The organism is Faecalicatena contorta, assembly GCF_021531895.1.
GTDB lineage: Bacteria > Bacillota > Clostridia > Lachnospirales > Lachnospiraceae > JAFBIX01.
Genome location: NZ_JAFBIX010000013.1, coordinates 1 through 24,305, shown reverse-complemented (window position 1 = coordinate 24,305; position 24,305 = coordinate 1). Strand labels below are relative to the sequence as shown.

Annotated in this window: 23 protein-coding genes and 1 riboswitch; of the genes, 16 read left to right on the top strand and 7 right to left on the bottom strand. The window is 43.1% G+C overall.

The window, feature by feature from the left end; all coding sequences use genetic code 11:
* Window positions 1-13: 13 nt before the first annotated feature.
* Together thiF and thiS are read right to left on the bottom strand one after the other, a co-directional pair.
* Window positions 14-652: a sulfur carrier protein ThiS adenylyltransferase ThiF gene (gene thiF, locus JQM81_RS06415; RefSeq protein WP_235232711.1), complete on the bottom strand. Its 639-nt coding sequence runs from the start codon at window positions 650-652 to the stop codon at window positions 14-16.
* A gap of 3 nt (window positions 653-655) precedes the next feature.
* The gene (gene thiS, locus JQM81_RS06410) at window positions 656-853 is read right to left on the bottom strand and encodes a sulfur carrier protein ThiS (protein ID WP_235232710.1); all 198 of its coding nucleotides are present in this window, start codon (window positions 851-853) and stop codon (window positions 656-658) included.
* A gap of 176 nt (window positions 854-1,029) precedes the next feature.
* Window positions 1,030-1,136, bottom strand: a riboswitch (TPP riboswitch).
* Between the two features lie 141 nt (window positions 1,137-1,277).
* On the opposite strand from thiS, the gene JQM81_RS06405 reads away from it, so the two are divergent.
* The 3 genes from JQM81_RS06405 (at window position 1,278) to JQM81_RS06395 (ending at window position 4,856) form a co-directional block, all read left to right on the top strand.
* Window positions 1,278-2,165: a substrate-binding domain-containing protein gene (locus JQM81_RS06405; RefSeq protein ID WP_235232709.1), complete on the top strand. Its 888-nt coding sequence runs from the start codon at window positions 1,278-1,280 to the stop codon at window positions 2,163-2,165.
* A 67-nt stretch (window positions 2,166-2,232) separates the two neighbouring features.
* Window positions 2,233-3,942 carry a Na/Pi cotransporter family protein gene (locus tag JQM81_RS06400; RefSeq protein ID WP_235232708.1) on the top strand — a complete coding sequence of 570 codons (1,710 nt, stop codon included), beginning with the start codon at window positions 2,233-2,235 and terminating at the stop codon, window positions 3,940-3,942.
* The gene (locus JQM81_RS06395) at window positions 3,942-4,856 is read left to right on the top strand and encodes a CorA family divalent cation transporter (RefSeq protein ID WP_235232707.1); all 915 of its coding nucleotides are present in this window, start codon (window positions 3,942-3,944) and stop codon (window positions 4,854-4,856) included. Before JQM81_RS06400 ends, JQM81_RS06395 begins: the two co-directional genes overlap by 1 nt.
* A gap of 577 nt (window positions 4,857-5,433) precedes the next feature.
* Here JQM81_RS06395 and carB read toward each other — a convergent pair.
* A complete protein-coding gene (gene carB / locus JQM81_RS06390) occupies window positions 5,434-8,652 on the bottom strand; it encodes a carbamoyl-phosphate synthase large subunit (protein WP_235232706.1) in 3,219 nt (1,072 codons plus the stop codon).
* Between the two features lie 155 nt (window positions 8,653-8,807).
* Between carB and JQM81_RS06385 the strand changes: the two genes are divergently transcribed.
* Together JQM81_RS06385 and JQM81_RS06380 are read left to right on the top strand one after the other, a co-directional pair.
* On the top strand, window positions 8,808-9,989 hold the full coding sequence (locus JQM81_RS06385; RefSeq protein ID WP_235232705.1) for an MFS transporter: 1,182 nt from the start codon (window positions 8,808-8,810) through the stop codon (window positions 9,987-9,989).
* A 75-nt stretch (window positions 9,990-10,064) separates the two neighbouring features.
* Entirely contained in the window at window positions 10,065-10,625 is a 561-nt protein-coding gene (locus tag JQM81_RS06380) for a chorismate mutase (RefSeq protein WP_235232704.1), read from the top strand.
* A 271-nt stretch (window positions 10,626-10,896) separates the two neighbouring features.
* Here the strand turns inward: JQM81_RS06380 and JQM81_RS06375 are convergent, their stop codons facing one another.
* Window positions 10,897-11,556, bottom strand: a complete 660-nt coding sequence (locus JQM81_RS06375; RefSeq protein ID WP_235232703.1) for a YoaK family protein — start codon at window positions 11,554-11,556, stop codon at window positions 10,897-10,899.
* Between the two features lie 228 nt (window positions 11,557-11,784).
* Here JQM81_RS06375 and JQM81_RS06370 point away from each other — a divergent pair, with 228 nt between their 5' ends.
* Genes JQM81_RS06370 through JQM81_RS06360 form a run of 3 tightly spaced genes read left to right on the top strand, consistent with a single transcriptional unit; the run spans window position 11,785 to window position 13,868 of the window.
* Window positions 11,785-12,888, top strand: a complete 1,104-nt coding sequence (locus JQM81_RS06370; RefSeq protein ID WP_235232702.1) for a DUF362 domain-containing protein — start codon at window positions 11,785-11,787, stop codon at window positions 12,886-12,888.
* 27 nt (window positions 12,889-12,915) lie between these two features.
* Entirely contained in the window at window positions 12,916-13,554 is a 639-nt protein-coding gene (locus tag JQM81_RS06365; RefSeq protein ID WP_235232701.1) for an endonuclease III domain-containing protein, read from the top strand.
* Window positions 13,555-13,583: 29 nt separating this feature from the next.
* Window positions 13,584-13,868, top strand: a complete 285-nt coding sequence (locus JQM81_RS06360) for a hypothetical protein (protein ID WP_235232700.1) — start codon at window positions 13,584-13,586, stop codon at window positions 13,866-13,868.
* A gap of 52 nt (window positions 13,869-13,920) precedes the next feature.
* On the opposite strand, the gene JQM81_RS06355 is transcribed toward JQM81_RS06360, so the two are convergent.
* Window positions 13,921-14,166: a hypothetical protein gene (locus JQM81_RS06355; protein WP_235232776.1), complete on the bottom strand. Its 246-nt coding sequence runs from the start codon at window positions 14,164-14,166 to the stop codon at window positions 13,921-13,923.
* A 93-nt stretch (window positions 14,167-14,259) separates the two neighbouring features.
* Here JQM81_RS06355 and recQ point away from each other — a divergent pair, with 93 nt between their 5' ends.
* The 4 genes from recQ to JQM81_RS06335 all read left to right on the top strand — a co-directional run bounded on the left by recQ (window position 14,260) and on the right by JQM81_RS06335 (window position 19,989).
* Window positions 14,260-16,119 carry a DNA helicase RecQ gene (gene recQ / locus JQM81_RS06350; RefSeq protein WP_235232699.1) on the top strand — a complete coding sequence of 620 codons (1,860 nt, stop codon included), beginning with the start codon at window positions 14,260-14,262 and terminating at the stop codon, window positions 16,117-16,119.
* A gap of 74 nt (window positions 16,120-16,193) precedes the next feature.
* Window positions 16,194-16,940 carry an HD domain-containing protein gene (locus tag JQM81_RS06345; RefSeq protein ID WP_235232775.1) on the top strand — a complete coding sequence of 249 codons (747 nt, stop codon included), beginning with the start codon at window positions 16,194-16,196 and terminating at the stop codon, window positions 16,938-16,940.
* Window positions 16,941-17,009: 69 nt separating this feature from the next.
* The gene (locus JQM81_RS06340; RefSeq protein WP_235232698.1) at window positions 17,010-19,442 is read left to right on the top strand and encodes a cation-translocating P-type ATPase; all 2,433 of its coding nucleotides are present in this window, start codon (window positions 17,010-17,012) and stop codon (window positions 19,440-19,442) included.
* A 34-nt stretch (window positions 19,443-19,476) separates the two neighbouring features.
* The gene (locus JQM81_RS06335; RefSeq protein ID WP_235232697.1) at window positions 19,477-19,989 is read left to right on the top strand and encodes an O-acetyl-ADP-ribose deacetylase; all 513 of its coding nucleotides are present in this window, start codon (window positions 19,477-19,479) and stop codon (window positions 19,987-19,989) included.
* A gap of 15 nt (window positions 19,990-20,004) precedes the next feature.
* Here JQM81_RS06335 and yfcE read toward each other — a convergent pair whose 3' ends face one another.
* A complete protein-coding gene (yfcE, locus tag JQM81_RS06330; protein ID WP_235232696.1) occupies window positions 20,005-20,535 on the bottom strand; it encodes a phosphodiesterase in 531 nt (176 codons plus the stop codon).
* Between the two features lie 114 nt (window positions 20,536-20,649).
* Between yfcE and JQM81_RS06325 the strand changes: the two genes are divergently transcribed.
* The 4 genes from JQM81_RS06325 to JQM81_RS06310 all read left to right on the top strand — a co-directional run bounded on the left by JQM81_RS06325 (window position 20,650) and on the right by JQM81_RS06310 (window position 23,711).
* Entirely contained in the window at window positions 20,650-22,251 is a 1,602-nt protein-coding gene (locus JQM81_RS06325; protein WP_235232695.1) for a potassium/proton antiporter, read from the top strand.
* A 13-nt stretch (window positions 22,252-22,264) separates the two neighbouring features.
* Complete coding sequence (locus tag JQM81_RS06320; protein ID WP_235232694.1) at window positions 22,265-22,786, top strand: GNAT family N-acetyltransferase; 522 nt, start codon at window positions 22,265-22,267, stop codon at window positions 22,784-22,786.
* A 68-nt stretch (window positions 22,787-22,854) separates the two neighbouring features.
* Window positions 22,855-23,016 (top strand): hypothetical protein, encoded by a 162-nt coding sequence (locus JQM81_RS06315; RefSeq protein ID WP_235232693.1) that lies wholly within the window; start codon window positions 22,855-22,857, stop codon window positions 23,014-23,016.
* A 14-nt stretch (window positions 23,017-23,030) separates the two neighbouring features.
* On the top strand, window positions 23,031-23,711 hold the full coding sequence (locus tag JQM81_RS06310) for an HAD family hydrolase (protein WP_235232692.1): 681 nt from the start codon (window positions 23,031-23,033) through the stop codon (window positions 23,709-23,711).
* Window positions 23,712-23,800: 89 nt separating this feature from the next.
* On the opposite strand, the gene JQM81_RS06305 is transcribed toward JQM81_RS06310, so the two are convergent.
* The coding region (locus JQM81_RS06305) for a class I SAM-dependent methyltransferase (RefSeq protein ID WP_235232691.1) at window positions 23,801-24,305 on the bottom strand (505 nt) is incomplete at its 5' end.

Below are 24,305 nucleotides of genomic sequence, written 5' to 3'. Positions count from 1 at the left end.
GCTTTTTTGAAGATTATACGCTGGTTTCGCCCAGAAGGAGTCGTGTAATCATATTTGCTTCGTGGGCGGCACAGATAGCAACCCGCGGAGCCATGAGTCCATTTCCGGCAGAAGGTTCGGTGGTCTCATCCCCACAGAGATAGAAGTTGGAAGTGACCCTCCGGGTGCGGATGGAATTACTGCTTCCATATCCTGCCATACCGGAACCGGATACCAGCTTCTTTTCAGGAAAATGTTCCAGGATTCCATTGACCAGCAAAGCCTTGGCCTCCGGACGGTCGAAGGCTTCGCAGATAATAGAATCATTCTGAAATAATTCCGGCAGATTCTCTTCTGTGACTTTTACACAGTCTGTGCGGATATCCAGGTAGGGATTGATCCGCAGAAGCTGTGGTTTCAGAGCATCGGTCTTATACATACCGATATGCTCTGTAAAGTATTGTTGACGATTCAGATTCGTAATGTCTACGACATCAAAATCAATCAGATGCAAGTGTCCGACGCCGATACGGGACAGTGCAAATGCAACATTAGATCCAAGTCCGCCAAGACCTGCAATGGCAACTCTTCCCTGAGACAGTAATTCCTGAACCTGTGGGGAATGACGCTCATTGAGTGCTTCATAGATCTGTTCTTTTGTAAGTTGTTTCATATTCTAGCCCCCTCCTACAAAACTTACCACTTCCAGTTTGTCTCCATCTTTCAGTGTAACGGCAGCATAATTCTTCTTAGGAAGAATCTCGCCGTTCATCTCTACGGCAATCCGTTCGATCCGATACTGGTTCTGAGCCAGATATTCGGCAACGGTGATAGGCTTTTCCAGTGAAACAGCCTGTCCATTTACTGTGATCATGTGTGTCTCCTTTCCCGGCAGTCATAAGTGATCAGATATAAAAAAGAGTTCACAAAGTAATACACCCGTGGTGGTGCACCCCTTCATGAACTCTCGCTCACTCTCAACTTTACCGTATTCTGTTTTTAAGATAAGGCCTTCTGTATAAAAAAAGAGAGATACCAAAGCATCTCCCGCATTTTTATTCGATACGTTCCTACGTTGGCATTATCCAAATCAGGTATATGGGTCGAAGTTCTCAACTTCCTCTCAGCCTAGTACATAAGCTCCCCGTTTCTGTTTACAGGAATTAGTATAGGAAAATATGAAAAAAAAGTCAACCAATTTTGTAAAAATAATGATTTTACATAGATTTAACAATTCCCCGATTCTGTTTTTACAAAAGAAGAGTACGCTGAATAACGTAAAATAGGAGGAAACATGCATGAGAGTAAAAAAATTCTTATTAGTTTTACTTGCAGCAAGTATTGTGATCGGCAGCACTGCCTGTCAGGACAGCAGTGAGTCTCAGGATACTGTAAAAGTAGAGGGGCTGGATGAACTGGGAGAGATACAGGTGATCTCCAGAGAAGAAGGTTCCGGTACAAGGAGTACATTTGCGCAGCTTGCAGATTTTCAGGCAGAATCAGAAGATCAGGCGGATCAGACGCGGACGGATGCACAGATTGCCGGTAATGCAGAAGAAGTGATAGATATGGTAAGCGATGATGATGCGGCAATTGGCTATGTATCAGAGGGCTCGATACAGGAAGCAGAAGGGATGAAGCAATTGAAAGTGGAAGGAATTGCGGCAGATGCCGGAGATAAAAAGTATCCTCTGAGCCGTTCCTTTTATCTGACATATGTAGGAGAGCTAAACGAGGTAGAAGAGGATTTCCTGACTTATATCCACGGTGCAGGGCAGGAGATTGTAGGGGAGAATTATGAAACGGTAGCGAAGAGCAGTACGTTTCTGTCGAATAAGGCCGGCGGAACGATTACCATAAATGGATCTACTTCTGTTGCACCACTTATGGAAGAACTGGCAGAAGCCTATATGTTGATTAATCCGAATGCAAAGATTGAGATTGAACAGTCTGATTCTACAGAAGGATTGAATCAGGCGATGTCCGGAAAGTGTGATTTTGGAATGGCCTCCAGAGACTTAAAAGATTATGAGGCAGAATTACTTGATTATGAAATCATTGCCAATGACAATATTGCAGTCATTGTAAATGAACAAAATCCACTGGAAGATATATCATTGGACACATTAAAGAAAATCTATACCGGTGATATCAATGAGTGGAAAGAGTTAAATGAAGCTGGATAGAGTATGAATAATCAGAAAACGTTCCTATAGATTCAAATACAAGTTCATAAGATAGAAGGAGATTAAGATGGATAGTAAAGTACAGATAGTCTTTGGCCTGTTAGGCGGACTGGCAATATTTATTTATGGGATGAATATGATGAGCGAATGCCTCCAGAAAGCGGCAGGAGAGAAGATGAAAAGCATTCTTGCAATGCTTACGAAGAACCCGGTGCTTGGAGTGTTAGCCGGAGCATTGACAACAGCGGTACTTCAGAGCAGTAGTGCGACAACAGTCATGGCAATTGGATTCGTCAGCGCAGGGCTTATGAATCTGCCGCAGGCAATCTCAATTATTCTTGGTGCCAATATCGGAACCACAATGACAGCGCAGATCATTGCATTTAAGATCAGCGATTACATATATGTAATTATCTTTCTCGGATTTATTATTTCCTTTATTGCAAAATCAGAAAAAGCAAAAAGCATTGGCCAGACTCTTTTTGCATTTGGTCTGTTATTCCTCGGAATTGAGACCATGGGAGATGTCATGAAACCACTTGCATCCAGTCCGGTATTTACCGATATGATCGGAAAGGTTGCAGATATCCCGATTCTTGGCGTTGCAGTGGGTACTCTGATGACATTAGTCGTGCAGAGTAGCAGTGCCACGATTGCGGTACTTCAGAACTTCGCTTCACAGGCAGGACCAGATGGAGTGACCAGTATCCTTGGCCTTACCGGTGCCATTCCGATTCTTCTTGGCGATAATATTGGTACAACAATTACGGCATTACTTGCCAGTGTAGGCCAGCCAAAAGATGCCAAGAGAACAGCGGTTGCACATTGTATCTTCAATATATCAGGATGTCTTCTGTTCATCTGGTTTATCAATCCATTTGCCAAATTTGTGCAGATGATATCTCCAAAAGGACCAGAAGTGGAAGTAATCTCCCGGCAGATTGCCAATGCACATACGACGTTTAACTGTGTAATGACATTGATCTGGATTCCGCTGATCTGGCTGATGGTCAAGATTGTAATGCGCATTGTACCGGATGGAAAGAAAGAGCTTTATGATCCGGCAGAACCGTTGTATCTGGATGAGAGACTGGTCAGCCAGCCGACAGCAGCATTACAGCTTGTTGCAAAAGAAGTGGTTCACTGCGGCGAAGTGGTCAGAACGATGCTTCAGGATACATCGAAAGCAGTAAAGAAAGAGGAAATGCCGCTTTTGGAAGATGTATTTGAAAAAGCAGCGATTGTAAGCAATCTGAATGGAAGAATTACAGAATACCTGGCAGATTTGTTCTCTGCCGGTGTACTGACAGAAGAACAGGCAACCCAGACGGCAGGAATTATGTATGTCTTAAGCGATATTGACCGTATGGGATCCTTGTGTGAGGATGTAGCAGAAGGCATTAGAGATAAGATAGAAAAGAAATACAAATATTCTAAAGATGCCATGAAAGATCTGGAGAAGATTCTGAATATGATAGAAAGTATGTATTCAGAGGCAATGCAGGCGATGACCACAGGCGATCTGGAGAATGCCAAGAAGATTCTTAAGAAGAAAGAAAAAGTGATTGAACTTGATATCAATATGAGAAAAGGCCATATGACCAGAGTTGGAAAGGGCAAATGTGCGGCCAACCTTACGGCGCCATTTAACCAGATTCTGCACAGCATTGATCGTATGAGTAATAGTTGTATGAATATTGCAGATGCAGCCCTGGGACAGGTAGATCTGAATTATTTCATTAATGTAACAGCAAATGGAGAGGAAATGAAGGCCTGATGATGATATTGGCTCTGGGAGAGACTTTAGAAAGTATCGATGAAAACCAATTAATACAGGAAAACAAACAGGCAGTATTTATCACAGATTCCCGGCATGCGAAAGAAGCCATGTCGCTTGCCGGGATGATATACGAAGGTGATATCAATCTGTCAGAAGTATGTTTTTGTAAGATCGAGACCCAACAGGAATGTCTGGCAGGGTCTCTTTGTATACCCAAATTACTGGATGTTCTGGGCAGCAGATATCGAATCCTCTTCTTTATTAATCAACGCCATATTGTGATCATCGATGATGATGACTTTGCCAGACGGCTGATCGTGAGGATTCGAAGAAGCAAGTCTAAGCAAGGGAATACCAAAGAACGATTTATCTATAATTTCATCACGCAGTTCATGAGCAGAGACCTGGAACTTCTGGGACGCTATGAGCGTCTGATTATGACAATGGAAGAAAAAGTCCTGGAAGGAAAGACCGAAGGGTTCCAGAATGAGATCATACCAATTCGCAAGGAACTCCTGACTTTGCGGGGATATTATGATGAATTGATGGATATGGGAAAGGAATTGGAAGAGAATGAAAATGGATTCTTTGCCAAGAAACAGCTGCGCTACTTTGGAACCATCGCCGACCGTGCAGACCGACTGATGGGAAGAACGGCGCATCTTCTGGAATATGCACAACAGGTAAGAGATGCCTATCAGTCTCAGGTAGATGCCGAACAGAATAAAAATATGCAGTTTTTAACCGTGGTATCGACCATCTTCTTCCCACTGACACTGATCACTGGATGGTTTGGAATGAACTTCAAAGACATGCCAGGCCTGGAACATGGATATCCCGGCGTCTGTGTGCTTAGTCTCATCGTAGTCGTATTCTGCATCCTGTTCTTCAAGAGAAAGAAGATGCTGTGAAGAGGGGAAATCTTGGTGGTTGGGGGCCGAATTCGAGGGGATGGGCAGATTGCTTCGATGCTTCGCTCTCATTCAACTCTTGCACCGGGATGTAAACTCTCCAAAGATTCGCGCAAAGGCGCTCTTCTCTGGAGAGCCAACATCGCGGGCAAGGATTTTCATTACGCTCCGCTTAGCCTTCTCAATTTGCCCATCTCCTCGAATTCTCCGCCAACTACCGGCAGGGATTCCCAAGAAGCGTAAGGGGCGGAATCCCTCCCCGGATGAAATGTTCCTGCGATTGAGAATGTCAGGCGCGAGGGGTGGATGGAGGGTTTGTAATCCGTCTGGACAAGCGATAGAAGCCGTTACAGAAAAAAGAGTGATAATTTTGCATGAAGATTTGGTTTCAAACCAAATCTGAAAAGGCTGCTGAGCCTCGAAATCATCAAGATTTCGGGGTGAATCAGCCTGGTTGCAAAATTATCACTCTTTTTTCTGTTAAGGATTCTTAGCGAAGGGCATCGGATTACAAACCCTCCATCCACCCCTCGCGCCGTACACTCTCAATCAAAAAACAATCTCATCCAAGATTCCCCTAGTGGATCTCACTGTGCAGCTTCTGCAGGGATTGCACCTCTCCGTTGCCATGTTCTTTTACATAGCGGATACCTTTTGCGGTGGCTCTTGCGGCGGCAATTGTAGTCATATAAGGAATCTTTGCCTTGATTGCAGCTTTTCTCAGGTAGCTGTCATCATGGATACTGTCCTTGCCGACCGGAGAGTTTACGATCAGGTCAATCTTTCCGTTGGTGATCATATCCAGAATATTCGGACGGCCTTCGTATAATTTCTTTACTTTTTCTGCCTCGATTCCGGCAGCACGAATCAGTTCATAGGTATTGCCGGTGGCAATGATCTTGAAACCGTCATCTGCGAAGCTCTGAGCAATCTCAACAACTTCTGCTTTGTCCTTGCGGTTTACAGAGATCAGAACAGTGCCTTCCAGTGGAAGCTTGGATTGTGCAGCTTCCTGAGCCTTGTAGAATGCTTCCCCATAGTAAGAAGACAGTCCTAATACTTCGCCGGTAGATCTCATCTCTGGTCCTAATACAGGATCTACTTCCTGGAACATATTGAATGGGAAGACCGCCTCTTTCACTCCATAGTATGGAATGTTTTGTTCTTTTAAATTTGCCACAGGTGATGGACGTCCGGTAAGTTCAGATGTAATAATGTCGGTGGCAAGCGGCACCATGCGGATATTGCATACTTTAGATACCAGTGGTACAGTACGGGATGCACGTGGGTTTGCTTCCAGGACGTATACTTTTCCTTTTTCAATTGCATACTGCATGTTCATCAGACCTTTGACATGCATTTCTTCTGCAATCTTTCTGGTATACTCTTTAATAGTCTGTACATTTTCTTCGGAGATGTGTACAGATGGAATGATACATGCGGAATCACCGGAATGTACGCCGGCAAGTTCAATGTGTTCCATGACAGCAGGAACGAAGGCGTGGTTACCGTCACTGATAGCATCTGCTTCGCATTCCAGTGCGTGGTTCAGGAAACGGTCGATCAGGATCGGACGGTCAGGGGTTACGCCGACGGCAGCTTTCATGTAGCCTTCCATGCTTTCAGCGTCATATACGACTTCCATTCCACGTCCGCCGAGAACGTAAGAAGGACGAACCATGACAGGGTATCCGATCTCTTCTGCAATCGCGAGTGCTTCGTCTACGGTTGTTGCCATGCCAGATTCAGGCATCGGAATCTCCAGTTTATCCATCATCTCACGGAACAGGTCACGGTCTTCGGCAAGATCAATGACAGAAGGAGAAGTTCCAAGAATCTTTACACCGTTTTTTTCAAGCTCTGAAGCAAGGTTCAGAGGAGTCTGTCCGCCGAATTGTGCGATGACGCCGACTGGCTGCTCTTTTTTGTAGATGCTTAATACATCTTCTAAGGTTAATGGTTCAAAATACAGCTTATCGGAAGTATCGTAATCTGTAGACACTGTCTCAGGGTTACAGTTTACAATAATCGTCTCAAATCCTAATTTCTTAAGAGCCAGAGATGCATGTACGCAGCAGTAGTCGAATTCGATACCCTGACCGATACGGTTTGGTCCGCCGCCAAGAATCATAATCTTTGGCTTGTCTGTCTTGACAGGATTCTTATCTTCTGCATTGTAAGTAGAGTAGTAGTAAGCACTGTCAGGAGTTCCGCTGACATGGACACCTTCCCATGCCTCTTCTACGCCAAGTTCAATGCGTCGGTTACGTACGTCTTCTTCCGGAATATCCAGAATCTGGCTTAAATATTTGTCAGAGAAACCATTTTTCTTAGCAGAAATGAGCATCTCATCAGAAGGCAGGCTTCCTTTGTGTGCAGCGAGTGATTCCTCTTCTTCAACGAGTTCTTTCATTTGTTCAATGAAATAAGTCTTTACCTTCGTAATATCGAAGATCTCTTCAACAGTGGCACCTTTACGCAGTGCTTCGTACATAATGAAATGACGGTCACTGGAAGGAGTGATCAGCATCTGTAAGAGTTCTTCCTTACTCTTCTGGTCATAATCTTTGGCATGCCCAAGACCATAACGTCCGGTTTCCAGGCTGCGGATGGCCTTTTGGAAAGCTTCTTTGTAGTTCTTTCCAATACTCATGACTTCACCGACAGCACGCATCTGAGTACCAAGCTTGTCTTCTACACCTTTGAATTTTTCGAATGCCCAGCGGGCGAATTTAATAACAACATAGTCACCGTCTGGTACGTATTTGTCCAGAGTACCGTATTTTCCACAAGGGATATCCTTCAGAGTCAATCCACAAGCCAGCATTGCGGATACCAGAGCAATCGGGAAACCAGTTGCCTTGGAAGCCAATGCAGAAGAACGAGAAGTTCTTGGATTGATCTCGATAACTACGATTCGGTCAGTTACTGGATCATGAGCAAATTGTACATTCGTTCCGCCAATGACCTGTACAGACTCTACGATCTTATACGCCTGTTCCTGCAGCTTTTTCTGACATTCTTCTGAGATGGTAAGCATTGGAGCAGAACAGAAAGAATCTCCGGTATGCACACCCAGTGGGTCAATATTTTCAATAAAGCATACGGTGATCATATTATTGTCAGCATCGCGAACCACTTCCAGTTCAAGTTCTTCCCAGCCAAGGATGGATTCTTCCACCAGAACCTGCCCTACCAGACTGGCTTGAAGACCTCTGGCACAGACTGTTTTTAATTCTTCTTTATTATATACAAGGCCACCGCCTGCACCACCCATGGTGTAAGCCGGACGAAGAACGACCGGATATCCAAGTTCATCAGCAATATCAAGGGCCTCTTCAACACTGTAAGCGACTTCACTTCTTGCCATCTCAATACCAAGAGCATTCATAGACTTCTTGAATTCAATGCGGTCTTCCCCTCGTTCGATGGCATCTACTTGAACACCAATAACTTTTACATTATATTTATCAAGAATTCCCTCTTTAGCAAGCTCGGCACACAGATTCAGTCCAGATTGGCCTCCAAGATTAGGAAGCAGCGCATCTGGCCGTTCTTTGGCGATAATCTGTTCCAAACGTTCCACATTCAACGGCTCGATGTAAGTAACATCTGCCATCTCAGGATCTGTCATGATGGTCGCAGGATTGGAATTCACCAATACGATCTCATAGCCCAGTTTACGTAATGCTTTGCAAGCCTGTGTCCCTGAGTAATCAAATTCGCAAGCCTGTCCAATGATGATCGGTCCGGAACCGATAATAAGTACTTTGTGAATATCTGTTCTCTTTGACATTTGTTTCCTCCTCAATATGACATACTGTTTTATCTTTTTCTATTATATAGGAGAATTGAAAAAAGGAAAATGAAAATTTATAGAAAAGATGTATTTCTTGCTTTTTTATAACAAAAGTCCTATATTATTAAGAGACAAAAAAAGGAGATTAGAAAATGACATCATTATTATTAGTTGTAATATATCTGGCTTTTATCAGTCTTGGATTACCAGATGCGCTTCTGGGATCAGCATGGCCAACAATGTACCAGGAATTGGGAGCATCGGTATCCTGGGCAGGAAGTGTATCTATGATCATATCGGCAGGAACGATTATTTCAAGTCTTGCAAGTGATCGCCTGACCAGAAGACTTGGGGCGGCAAAGGTTACGACAATCAGTGTATTTATTACAGCAGTTGCTTTATTTGGCTTTTCAGTAAGCCATGCTTTCTGGATGCTGTGTCTATGGGCGATTCCTTACGGACTGGGAGCAGGAAGTGTGGATGCTGCGTTAAATAACTTTGTAGCACTTCATTATCCTGCAAGACATATGAGCTGGCTGCACTGTATGTGGGGCGTTGGTGCCAGTATAGGGCCAATCATTATGGGATGGACCATTACCGGAGGGCTTCGCTGGAATGGAGGATATCGTATTATCTCGCTGCTGCAGATTATTCTGACTGCTATATTGATAATCAGTCTTCCATTATGGAAAAAGAAATCGACAATACATTCAGGAGAAAGTACAGAATCAGAAGGGCAGTCTCTTCAACATCTGACATTTTCACAACTGCTTAAGAGAAGCGGAGTGAAAGAAGTTATGGTATGTTTTTTCTGTTATTGTGCATTAGAGACTACAACAGGAATGTGGGCTGCGAGTTATTGCACGTTAAACCGAGGAATTTCAGCAGAACAGGCAGCAAGATATGCCAGCCTGTTTTATATTGGAATTACCGTGGGAAGATTCATATGTGGTTTTATTACTTTGAAGGTGAATGACCGGAACATGATTCGAATGGGGCAGATTCTGATCGTATTAGGAGTTTTATTGGTGATCCTGCCTCTGAGCCAAGAGCTTTTACTGGCAGGGGTGGTGGTCATAGGATGTGGATGTGCACCAATCTATCCATCCATTATTCATGAAACGCCGCAGAATTTTGGAGCGGATTTGAGCCAGTCTATTATTGGCGTGCAGATGGCTTCGGCGTATACGGGTACTTGCCTGGTTCCGCCAATCTTCGGCTTAATTGCACAGTACATTGATGTTGCTTTATACCCATACTTTTTGGCTGTGATATTGGTTCTTATGATTGTGATGTCAGAAAAGCTCCATATTGCAACGAGCCGTAAAGTATAGTTATTATGATCTTGCAAGATGTAGTCAGATAGACATAAGTTGGATAAAGTTGTTAGGATAATAAGGAGAAATATTATGACATTAGAGGAAGTTCGAAAAGAAATTGATGCGATAGATTCACAGATGAAACCGCTGTTTCTGAAGCGTATGGAGTGCTCCAGACATGTGGCAGAGGCAAAAGCTAAGACTGGGGGCGATGTGTTTTCTAAGGCCAGAGAAGATGAGATTATCAATAAGCGCGCAGCCGATGTGAATGCAGAAGTTCGGGAAGAGTATGTAGCATTCTTGCAGCATCTTATGAGTGTCAGCAGAAGATATCAGTACGGGATTCTGATGGGGATGCAGGATCATGTTCTGGAAGAAGTTCTGAGAACAGCAGGTCTGGATGCAAGAGAGGAACATCATCAGGTGGAAGTTGCTTTTCGCTGCAAGCGCACCGTGGGCAATGTCAATCTGTTCTTGAATATGGCAAACCTGAATAAAATAGACATCTGTCACATGAATTTTGAGACGATAGATGATGAACAGACTGTAACGATGACGCTTTGCGGCAATGTCAGAGAAAGCAATATGAAAAGATTAATCTGCCAGATGGGAAAAGAGGCAGAAGACTTCCGAATACTAAGATTAAAATAAGAGAGAATAACAGCGAAAACCCGTTAACCTTATCGGCTAACGGGTTTCGTTGTTGTTATAGTTATCTAAAAGGAATGAGAGTAAAGTGCGGCACCTGGTATTCAATCCAAGGTGCTTTTACTTTGTGAGGGGGGAGATAGTTGATGTGTTCTTCAACTATCTGTACTAAAGTATAAAGTATAAATGTGTCTAAAGTATGTTAAATCCCTTAAAGAAATCGAAAATTTCTTAAGAAGAAATTAAATTATTATTTCCTTTTTATTCTCAGAACTTATCTTCGCTCTCTGTCGATGAACATAAGAATGAATGCCAGAAACATCATCACAGAACAACATAGAATTGCCTTTTCGTGAAAAATCTTGATAAAAGCATTTCCTATTACAGCACCGATGACAAAGCAAAAGATGATGCCATAATAAAGCAGGCCTTTTTCCAGATGCCCTTTCTCTTTTGTGTAGAAATAACTGCACAGGTTCTGAGTGGCACTTCGCAGATTGCCGATACACATGGTAGTTGCTATACCGTTTCCATGTATCTTGCGGAAACTTTCCACCTGTATTCCGCATGCCAGAGAAGTCAGACTGTTCGCCAACAGGTTCATGTTATGAGGCATAAAACTTACTGTTGCCAGGATCAGAGCTTCAAACAGTACGGAAATCTGCCTCCAGTGTAATCGGATTATTCCTTTTATCCGAACAACATCGGCCAGGGCGATTCCAATGGCAAAAGCCAATACAGGGAATAGATACCGTACGACCAGATGAAAATTGCCTTCAGAAAGAGAGACACCTAAAAGAAGCATATTTCCAGTCTGGGCATTGGCAAATACCCTGCCGCGTTCCAGGTAGGAGTAGGCGTCCATGAAACCGCCGGAAAGTGCTAATATGATTCCTAATTCTATAGATTCAGAGACTTGAAGTGCACGTTTCATAATGAAGTTCCTTTCTGGCTTGCATTGATTTCGCACCAATTATAGGAGGATTCTTTTTCCATGTCAACAAGTCCAGAAGTAAATTAGCACTTTGTATAATAATTGTCAGTTTTACAAATTCTCTTTAGCAAAATTTTAAAGGGCCAAAGGATTTCCCTGAAACTATAGCTGAAAACAGGGAATTGTGGTATGATTAATGACAAGCTAAATATTATGGAGGAAAGCGATATGGAAAAATCAAAAGTTTATTTTACCAATATGAAAGCATCGTTCAATGAGAATCTGCCACAGAAGTTAAAACGCCTGATTCGTACTGCAGGTATTGAGGAGATTGATTTTAAAGATAAATATGCGGCAATTAAGATGCATTTTGGAGAACCGGGGAATCTTGCATTTTTACGTCCAAACTATGCAGCTGTCATTGTAGATATGGTAAAGGAACTGGGAGGAAAACCATTCCTTACAGATTGTAATACTTTATATGTCGGTGGTAGAAAGAATGCACTGGATCACTTGGATTCTGCGTATCAGAATGGATTTTCTCCATTTTCTACAGGCTGTCATGTGTTGATCGCTGATGGACTGAAGGGTACAGATGAGGTACTGGTACCTGTAGACGGAGAATATGTTAAAGAAGCGAAGATTGGACGTGCAGTCATGGATGCAGATGTATTCATTACGTTGAATCATTTCAAGGGACATGAGGCTACCGGTTTTGGCGGAGCACTTAAGAATATTGGCATGGGCTGTGGATCCAGAGCTGGAAAGATGGAGATGCACAGTGCAGGAAAGCCATATGTGGAACAGGAAGAATGTGTGGGCTGCGGTAATTGTATCCGTATCTGTGCACATGATGCACCTTCTATTACAGGTGGCAAGGCATCTATTAATCATGATAAGTGCGTTGGCTGTGGCAGATGTATTGGTGTCTGTCCAAAGGATGCAGTCTGTCCGGCAGGGGATGAATCCAATGATATTTTAAATAAGAAGATAGCCGAATACAGTCTGGCAGTGGTGAAGGATCGTCCACATTTTCATGTGAGTCTGGTAATTGATGTATCTCCGAACTGTGACTGTCATGCAGAAAATGATATTCCAATCGTGCCGGATGTAGGAATGTTCGCATCCTTTGACCCAGTAGCGCTGGATCGTGCCTGTGCAGATGCAGTGAATCGGATGCCGGTGATTGCCGGAAGTCAGCTGGATCAGATGCCGCATGTGCATCATGATCATTTTATTGATTCTGCACCGACTACAAACTGGAAAGTGTGTCTGGAACATGCAGAGAAGATTGGACTTGGAACACAGGAATACGAACTGATAGAGATCTAAGAATGCATTTATAAATTAGGAGGAAATATGACAAAAGCAGAATTGGCACTGGAAGTTATCGAACGTTTGAAAAAAGAATATCCGGATGCGGGATGTACTCTGGATTATGATCAGGCATGGAAGCTTCTGGTCAGTGTCCGTCTTGCGGCTCAATGTACGGATGCCCGGGTCAATGTCGTGGTAGAAGGATTGTATGAGAAATATCCGGATATAGATGCACTGGCTGCGGCAGATGTTGAGGATATCGAGAAGATTGTAAGACCCTGTGGATTGGGAAAAAGTAAGGCGAGAGATATCAGTGCCTGTATGAAGATGCTGAAAGAAGAGTACGGCGGGAAAGTCCCGAAAGACTTTAACGCATTGCTTAAGCTGCCAGGTGTAGGAAGAAAGAGTGCGAACCTTATCATGGGAGATGTGTTTGGTGAGCCTGCAATTGTAACAGATACACATTGTATCCGTCTGGTAAATCGAATCGGTCTTGTAGATGGAATAAAAGAACCGAAAAAGGTAGAGATGGCACTCTGGAAGATCATTCCGCCGGAAGAAGGCAGTGACTTCTGTCATCGTCTGGTATACCATGGGCGTGATGTCTGTACGGCACGAACCAAGCCGTATTGTGAGAAATGCTGTCTGAAAGATATCTGTGCGAAAAATGGAGTAGAGTAAGTTCATAAGAAGTGTATAGGAGGATGGTTATGGCAGATATTGTAGGAATGCTGGATGAATTACAGAATCGTGCTCTGAAAGATGAGAAACTTAAAAAGCAATTGCTTGCAACGCGGACAGAATCAGATCCGGTAGCTGCATTTTGCAGGACATGCAGGGAATTGGGATATGAGATCTATGAGATGGAACTGATCAGCGCCGGGGAGGAATTTCATGCTTCTATGAAAAGAAGTACCAATGGAGGCGGAGAGAATTCACCGATGTTGGAAAGTGAAGATGACTTCTATGAATTGTTTTTTGCAAGTCTGGAATAAAAAGAGATGGCAGGTGAATCGTAATGATTACTTGCCATCTTTCTGTCAAAGCTTATGGTTGATTCAGATTCATGCTTTTCAAAGTTTCAACAAGCTCCATATCGTCTTGTTTTAACTTGATATTTGAGCAATAATTCTTTCCCTCTGGTGTTGTGACTGTGATCTCAATCACTGTTCCTTCCATCAGAGCTTCCCTGGATACTGCGTTTATAAATAAAGGAAATTTGGGATGGTTGGCGCGGAAACGGTCAATACAGCTTTTTATTTTTTGAATCATTGCAATCTGATTGAAGTTCATATTCATGATGATTTCGCCTCCTTTGAACATATACCTATGGGGCATTATACTGGAATTGGAGGAAATAGTCAAAAGGAGAATGAATAAAAGAAAATGGAACCGATAGATATATTAAAGCAATATTTTGGATATGACACGTTCCGTGAGGGGCAGCGCCCATTGATTGATTCTGTCCTGAAGGGACGGGATGTTTTAGGAATTATGCCTACGGGAGCTGGAAAGTCGATGTGCTTTCAGATCCCAGCACTTATGATGGAAGGCATTACCCTGGTCATCTCTCCTTTGATCTCACTGATGAAGGATCAGGTCGGAGCACTGAATCAGGCAGGAGTCCATGCGGCGTTTTTGAACAGTTCGCTGACAATGGGACAATACGTGAAAGCGCTTCGCCTGGCAAAAGAAGGTCGTTATAAGATTATCTATGTAGCACCGGAACGATTGGAGACGGAAGGATTTCTTGAGTTTGCGTTATCTGAAAATGTGCATATCTCCTTCCTGGCAGTGGATGAAGCACATTGTGTCTCTCAGTGGGGGCAAGACTTCCGCCCCAGTTATCTGAAGATTATGGAATTTCTAAAGAAACTGCCATATCGTCCTGTGGTTGGAGCTTATACGGCAACTGCAACAGAAGATGTACGTGATGACATTATGGATATTCTAGAGTTGCAGAATCCATACGTGATGACGACTGGATTTGACAGAGAGAATCTGTATTTTGCAGTAAAAAAGCCGGTAGATAAGTACAAAGAACTGGTACATTATCTGAAAGACAGGGAGAAAAAGTTCTCGGGAAGCAGTGGGATCATCTACTGCCTTACCAGAAAAAATGTGGAAGACATTTGCTATAGATTGAGAAAGGAAGGATTTTCCGTTACGAGATATCATGCCGGATTAAGTGATGAGGAACGAAAAGAGAATCAGGAAGACTTTATCTATGACAGACGTCAGATTATGGTGGCAACCAATGCATTTGGTATGGGGATTGATAAGTCGGATGTGCGCTTTGTGATTCATTATAATATGCCGAAGAATATGGAGAGCTATTATCAGGAGGCGGGACGAGCCGGCAGAGATGGAGAACCGGCGGAATGCATCCTCTATTATGAACCCATGGATGTGCGTACGAATCGTTTTTTTATAGAAAATGGAGAAGATAATGAAGAGTTAGACGAATTCACACGCCAGCTTGTAAAAGAACGGGATATTGAGCGTTTGAAGCAGATGACGTTCTATTGTTTTACCTCCGAGTGCCTGCGCCATTATATATTGAAGTATTTTGGAGAGAATAGTTCGGGGTATTGTGGAAACTGTCTGAATTGTATGACTCAGTTTGAAGAGGTTGATATTACCAATGAGGCAAGAGCCATTATTCATTGTATGGATGCAAATCGAATGAACTATGGTGTTTCTACAATTATTGATATTCTGCGTGGCGCGAAGAATCAGAAGATTCTCTCCAAAGGATTGAATCAGAATCCGGAGTATGGAACTTTGTCACAGATAACAGTGGCAAGACTCAGACAGATCATACAGGAATTAATGTATCAGGGGTATCTGGAATTGTCCGGTGACCAGTATCCGGTCATTCAGACGACGAGGAAGTCAGCCGAATTCCAGCAGAATAATCGTACACTTGTGATGAAACTTGCAAAAGAAAAAGAACAAGAAGAAGTGTCAGGAAGAAAGCAGAAGAGGGGAAGCAGGAAAAAAGCCGGAGCTGCTGCTATGCTTTCGGAAAAGGATCTGGAGCTCTTTGAAACTCTTCGTGTGCTCCGCCGGGAGATTGCCGAGGAAGAAAAGGTGCCTCCATATATGATCTTCTCGGATAAAACACTTGCCTTAATGAGTGCTGCGCATCCTGCGAATCTTGAAGAAATGCTGCGAATCAGTGGAGTGGGAGAATTCAAACTACAAAAATACGGGGAACGTTTTTTGCAAGTTATTTGCAGGTAACCAAGAATCACTGTTGAGAATTATTAATTACTATGTTGTCATATTAATGATACAGAAGAGGGTAGAGAAACATGATGGATTTACAATATGCAAAAAAGCAGTTTGAATGTTATCTGAACCATTATGACAGGGACGATGACAAGATACGGTTGAAGATTGTGCACACATATGGCGTGGTAGAATGTAGTCGCCAGATTACCCAGAGAATGGGACTGCCAGAAGAAGATAGGCAGTTGGCACAACTGATAGGCTTGCTACACGATATGGGAAGATTCGAACAGTTGAAACGATACAACAGTTTTGAACCGAATACCATGGACCACGCCAGTTTTGGTGTGCAGATATTGTTCGAAGAAGGAATGATTCGTCAGTTTGTGCAGGATAATACGTGGGATTCTATTATAAGGACGGCTATTGCAAAACATAGTGATTATAAGCTGGAAGGAATCGAAGATTCCCGAGAACTTATGCATGCCCGTATTATCCGGGATGCAGATAAGCTTGATAATTGCCGTGTCAAACTGGAAGATCCAATTGAGACCATGCTGGGAGTCTCTGCTGAAGAAGTAGGAAAGACGAAGATCAGTCCAGAAGTCATGGAACAAGTTTATAGAAAAGAATCTATTCTTTCTCAGACCAGAAAAACAAAGATGGATTACTGGGTATCTTATCTGGCATATTTTTTTGATATCAATTACGAAGCGACATTTCAGATCATAAGAGAACAAAACTATGTAGACCGCCTGATCAATAGAATCCCATATTCCAATCCTGAGACGGTGGCGAAGATGGAAGAAGTGAGGAGCATAATACATTTTTAAGAATATGTTTATAGAATTCTCTATTTCCCTGGCGTATAATTATTAACATACATGTGAGGAGGCCGTTATATGAAGTGGAAGTCTAGACAGGAAGTACAGGAAAGGGAATATGATTATGAAGTAGAACGAACTCCGGTGACTCGTTACCAGCCGGTATATACAGAAGGCCTTACAAACAGGCAGGTACAGGAGCACAGAGATGGAGGCTGGTCGAATCTGTCCGTAGATCCTCCGGCGCAGACTACTAAGGAAATTATACATGAGAATGTATTTACATATTTTAACTTGATATTTCTGGTGCTGGCAATACTACTCTGCCTGGTGGGTTCTTTTCGGAATCTTACGTTTTTACCGGTGATCATCATTAATACTTTAATAGGTATTATTCAGGAGATCCGGTCGAAGAATGTATTGGCAAAGTTGAATATGCTGAATGCACCGCATGCCAGTGTGGTACGTGAGGGTAAAGAATCAGTTGTGGATTCGGAAGAATTAGTGTTGGACGATATTGTTCTATTTAAAAGTGGCAACCAGATCTGCGCAGATGCAGTCGTTGTGGAAGGAGAAGTGCGGGTTAATGAGGCTTTGCTTACCGGCGAATCGGACGAGATTATCAAGAGATGCGGAGAGCATCTGATGTCCGGGAGCTTTGTGGTAGCCGGACAATGCCATGCCCGGCTGGAAGCAGTAGGAGTGGATTCTTATATTTCAAAATTGACGTTGGAAGCGAAAGCGATGCAAAAGGGCGAACAGTCGGAGATGATTCGTTCATTGGATAAACTGGTCAAGTGTGTGGGGGTGGCACTGATTCCAATTGGAATTGTGTTGTTCGTTCAGGGATTCTTCTTTAATGGAGAGACATTCCGCAATAGCATAACTTCCATGGTAGCGGCAGTGATTGGCATGATTCCGGAAGGATTGTATCTTTTGGCCAGTGTTGCTCTGGCTGTAAGTGCTATGCGTCTGGCGAAGAAGAAGGTGCTGCTTCATGATATGAAAAGTATTGAGACACTGGCTCGTGTAAATGTCCTGTGTGTAGATAAGACAGGAACTATTACAGAGAATTCGATGAGTGTGAAGAAGTTGGTTCCGACCCAATTATATGATAAGGAGACAACACCAGAACTGGAAAAATTGGTCGGAGACTTTGTCAAGGCCATGGGCAGTGATAACAGTACGATGGAAGCGCTGAAAGAATATTTTAAAGATGGAACCGGAGCTGTTGCAGTTCGTACAATTCCATTCACATCTGCGACGAAATACAGTGGAGTCGTGTTTGAGGAAAAATCTTACGTACTGGGAGCGCCAGAGTTTGTGCTGCGTGAGGACTATGAGACTTATCGGCTGGAGATTCAGACTTATGCAAAGCGTGGCTATCGTGTGTTGGTTTTCGGAACATATGAAGGAACGCTGGAAGGAACGAAGTTGACAGAGAAGGTTCTACCGCTGGGGTATATTCTTCTTGCAAACCCGATTCGAAAGGAAGCACCAGAGACATTTGCCTACTTTGCAGAGCAGGGAGTGGAAGTAAAGGTCATCTCTGGAGATAATCCTATGACAGTATCTGAAGTTGCAAAAGAAGCAGGTATTGAGAATGCAGAGGAATATATAGATGCAACAACGCTTACAACAGATGAAGATGTGGAGCGTGCGGTCGCAAAATATACGGTATTCGGACGGGTAACTCCTGCACAGAAGCGGCAGTTTGTACAGGCTTTAAAGAAGCAGGGCAAGACAGTCGCAATGACTGGCGATGGAGTCAATGATGTACTTGCACTTAAGGATGCGGACTGTAGTGTGGCTATGGCGTCAGGAAGCGATGCGGCAGCACAGGCATCTCAGGTGGTATTGTTAGAGTCGGATTTTTCCTGTATGCCATCCGTTGTGTTGGAAGGAAGACGTGTGGTTAATAATATTCAGCGTTCAGCAACACTGTTCCTTGTGAAGAATATCTTCTCTTTCCTGCTGTCCTTGTTCTCCGTGGTATTTATGATTACTTATCCGCTGGAACCTTCGCAGGTATCTTTGATCAGTATGTTTACGATAGGAGTTCCTGCGTTCTTCCTGGCATTGCAGCCGAATAAGGATCTTATTAAAGGTCATTTTTTGCCAAATGTAATTCTAAAGGCATTGCCGGCGGCTCTTACGGATGTTCTGGCAGTAGGTTCTCTGGTAGTATTTGGGCAGATCTTTGCAGTAGGTGCAACCGACATCTCAACAGCAGCTACGATGCTGCTTGCAATTGTCGGATTTATGATTCTGTATAGAATCTGTCAACCGTTTAATGTATTTCGAATTGTGATATGGGTAGGCTGCGTCATCGGGTTGCTGGCCTGCAGCATATTCCTGCCAGATTTATTTGCAATTACAGGAATGTCTACGAAATGTATCATGCTGTTTGTGGTATTTTCAATTGCAACAGAACCGGTGCTTCGTTATCTGACGATGTTGATTGGTGGAATGCAGGATTTACATAAGAAGATCTTTCATAAGAAGGCATAAGAAACCAGAAAACAATAGTAGGAGATGATAGAAAATGAAGTTGCAAGTAGTGTTAGGAGATATTACCAAGAGTACCTGTGATGCAATCGCAAATGCGGCGAATACGTCTCTGCTTGGCGGAGGCGGCGTAGATGGAGCAATTCACAGGGCGGCTGGCCCAGAGCTTTTAAAAGAATGCCGGACTCTGGGTGGATGTAAGACGGGAGAAGCCAAGATTACAAAGGGCTACCGGCTTCCGGCCAGATACGTGATTCATACGCCGGGGCCAGTCTGGCATGGTGGACAGCATAACGAAGAGAGATTGCTCCATAATTGTTATGAAAACTGTCTGAAACTGGCAGTCGATGCTGGATGTAAAAGTATTGCATTTCCGTCAATCAGTACAGGAATCTATGGTTTCCCGTTAGAAAAAGCGGCACCGATTGCGGTAAGTGCCATCTGCAGCTTTTGCACAGAGCATCCGGAAATCGAAGTAGTGCAGATGGTGTGCTTTGATCGCAATACTCTCTCTTATTACGAAAAAGCAGTAAAAGAACAAGACATTTAGTCGAATGTGAGGAACCTAGACAGGGATGATATTACCATCCAGATCTTTCCAGATAAAAGCTCCGTCATAGATCATGTATCCATGGGCGGAGTTTCCTTTTGGAATGGATACAGAGCCAGGATTCATATAGATATAATCGCCCATGTTCTGGTTAGCCGGAATATGAGTGTGACCATTCAGCAAGATATCCCCGTCTTTTAACATCGGCGGATTCTGTGGATTGAAATGGTGCCCGTGTGTGGCGAAGATTGTCTGTCCGTCTAATTCCAGAAAGCAATAGTCAGCCAGAATCGGAAATTCCAGAACCATCTGATCCACTTCGGTATCACAATTACCCCGAACGCACAATAATTCTTGCTTCAAAGGATTCAGCATAGCAATTACTTCTTTTGGATTATAATCCTTCGGCAGATCATTTCTGGGACCATGATATAGAATATCCCCCAACAGCAATAATTTGTCTGCCTGTTCTTTCTGGTAAGCTTCTATCATTTTTTTACAATAATATGCGGAACCATGAATATCTGATGCAATCATTAATTTCATGTAAAGTACCTCTCTTTCTCATCATGTACCTTATTCTAACATAAATCATCAGAGGAGTAAAATTGGATTTCTTTCTGATATTATATATGTTAAAATAAGGATGGAGGTGGCTGAATGCTTATATTACTTGCGCTTGTGTCCATTGTGATTGTGACATGTGTATTATGTAACAAATTATCGAATAGAATGGGGGTTCCCGTGCTTCTGGCGTTTATTTTGCTTGGAGTTGCTTTTGGCTCGGATGGAATCTTTAAGATACATTTTGATGATTTTGTTTTGGTAGAGCGGGTGTGTACGATCGCGTTGATTTTTATTATGTTCTATGGTGGGTTTGGCACCAATTGGAAAGAGGCAAGGGTAGTTGCACCAAAAGCTCTTATGTTGTCTTCTTTGGGTGTTGTTATAACAGCATTTCTTGTCGGAGTATTCTGTTATCATATGCTTCATTTCGAATGGCTGGAGAGTCTTCTGATTGGAGCGGTCTTGAGTTCTACTGATGCAGCTTCAGTATTCTCGGTGCTGCGATCCAAGCAATTGAATTTAAAATATGGAACAGCCTCTCTTCTTGAGTTGGAAAGTGGAAGTAATGATCCGTGGGCATATATGTTGACGGTGCTTATTCTATCTGTGATGCGTGGAGAGAGCGGTACGCCGGTAAGTATTATGACAACAGTGCTGCAGCAAGTCTTAGTGGGACTGATTGTAGGGATGTTGATTGCCTGGATTGGTATGTGGGCGATTCGACACATTGATTTTGAAACTTCTGGTTTTGACACGATATTTGTGGTTGCGATTGCATTGATGGCGTATACATTTCCGTCTTTACTCGGCGGAAATGGTTATCTAAGTACTTACATTGTGGGACTTGTGTTGGGAAATGTAACCCTTCCGGATAAAAAACGAATGGTACATTTCTTTGACGGTGCAACAGGATTGATGCAGATGCTGGTATTCTTTTTGATGGGGTTACTTGCATTTCCATCACAAATGCCATCAATTCTGCTCCCGGCAATTGCAATATTCCTATTTCTTACGTTTATTGCAAGACCATTGGCAGTATGCCCATTGTTATCGGTTTTTCGCTCTAATCTCTCTCAGCAGTCAGTCGTTTCCTGGGCAGGGCTTCGAGGTGCGGCCTCTATCGTATTTGCAATTATGGTAACGGTGGATGATGCATATACGAAGAATGATGTGTTTCATATTGTATTCTGTGTAGTACTTCTCTCAATTGGAGTACAGGGTTCATTACTTCCTTTGATATCCAGAAGATTGCATATGATCGACAACAGTCAGGATGTCATGAAGACATTCAATGATTATGCGGAAGAATCTTCACTGCAGTTTGTAGCCTTGACGCTTGAAAAAGGGCATGAATGGATCGGCCGGCAGATACAGAGTATAATATTGCCGCCACAGATGCGGATTGCATATATCCGAAGAGGAGAAGAGCAGGTCATTCCAAGGGGAAGTACAATTCTGGAGGAAGAAGATATATTAATTATGAGTGCCGTTGAATATCAGGGGTCCCGGCCAATTGCAATGAAAGAGGTCTATGTCGACAAGAAACATAAGTGGAACAACCGGCAGTTGAATGAACTGGAACTTCCACATTCAAGAATTGTTTTGATAAAACGTAAGGGACATTCTTTTGCACCCACAGGAGAGAGCCGGATTGTGGAGGGAGATATGCTGGTACTTATAGGAGATGAGATTTAGAGGAGAGAAGAGGATGGAGCAGACAATTCAAATCCGTTATGCAGAACAGGCGGATGTTCCAGAGATTATGAAGATTATGACAACGGCCAGTCGGCTGGTCGAGGATGCAAAGTGGTACAGCATGGATGATGAAGCTTATGTAAGAAGACATATAGACCAAGAAGGTTTTGTATTAAAAGCGCTGATAGACAAAAAGACAGCAGGATTTCTTTTGGTTCGTTATCCGAAAGACGCCAAAGATAATCTGGGAGAATACTTGAATCTGACAAAACAGGAAAGCTTGATGGTCGCACATATGGAATCGGCAGCGGTACTTCCAGAATATACAGGAAGAGGAATTCAGAGACAGCTGATGTCAGCAGGAGAAGATATCGTATTGCAGCAAGGATATCGTTATCTAATGGGAACTGCCCATCCGGAAAACAGATATAGTGTGAATAATTTTCTGAAATTAGGCTACAAGATTTTGCTTGAGACTGAAAAATACGGCGGTTTGCCACGATATGTATTTTGTAAGGAAATGAACGGGCAATAAGTAGAAAAGTATGGTATACTATAAATGTAAATGATGACAGATCACGTTGAGCAAAAGGGGGTATTCCTATGACAGAAGAACTGATTAAAGAAGTAAAGCATATTCAGCAATGTCTGGTGAATAAGGATATGGAAGGCGACGAGTGGGAAGAGAAGATGGAAATTATCCGTAAGCTGGAAGATGTATCAAGTTATCTGAAAGATGCCCTTGGACGTGGCATAGAGTTCTGATGGATGACGGATCTATGATAGAAGCAATTGTGTTTGATATGGATGGTCTTCTGTTTGATTCTGAGCGAATTGTACAGCGTTCCTGGGAAGAAGCCGGCAATCAGCTCGGACTGGAACATATGGGAGAGACGATATACCATACGTTGGGGATGAATCTGGCAGGAAGAAATCATTATTTTCGCAATACAATTGCGGAGGATTTCCCGTGCGAGGAGTTTGCAAAGCAGGCAAGAATCTGGTTCTATAAGATAGTAAATGAAGAAGGTCTTCCTATGAAGAACGGTGCAAGAAAATTGCTGGAATATGGGAAGGTGAATGGGTATCGAATGGCGATAGCAACTTCTTCTCGGAAAGAGTATGCCTTAAAAAATCTGAAAGCGGCTAAGATATATGATTTTTTTGATGCTGGAGTCTTTGGGGATATGGTGCAGCATGCAAAACCGGATCCCGAGATCTACCTGAAAGCTTGTGACAGCATTGGTGCAGATCCTGTGAACTGTATTGCGCTGGAAGATGCACCGGCAGGTATCCGTGCCGCATATGCAGCTGGCATGAAGCCAATCATGATACCGGATCTTGTAGCTCCGACACCAGAAATCGACGCTCTTCTGTATGGAACATGTGATACACTTCTGGGTGTGATCGGAATCTTGGAAAAATTGAAAAGTAGAAAAAGAATGATTAATATAAAGTAGAATAAAAAGGCAGATGCCAATGTCTGATCGATGACCATGACAAAGGTAGCTGCCTTTTATATTTGTGGAATCCAATTCCTAAGCTTTGATTAGCGTGCTTCCCAGCGGCCGGAAGCTCCACAGGGAAGAACCAGACCTGAGTGAGTGACCGGAAGCCCAATTTCCTGAGAATCTACGGTTCCATGGAATTGTTTTAATTCTGTCCCTAACATATAAGTAAGAACCGCCGGTGCAAGTCCTGTCGTATAGGAATTGACCAGAAAGAACAGTGGCTGATCTGACAGAATCTGTGTACATAATTTAATCAGCGGATGAATAGCATCTTCGATCTTCCAGATCTCGCCTTTTGGACCGCGGCCATAAGATGGAGGATCCATGATGATTGCATCATAATGATTGCCTCTTCGAATCTCACGTTCTACAAACTTTACACAGTCATCTACCAGCCAGCGAATCGGTTTGTCAGAAAGGCCAGAAGAAGCAGCATTTTCCTTTGCCCATGCAACCATTCCTTTTGAGGCATCTACATGTGTCACACTTGCACCTGTTGCCGCTGCCGCCAACGTAGCGCCTCCAGTGTAAGCGAATAGATTC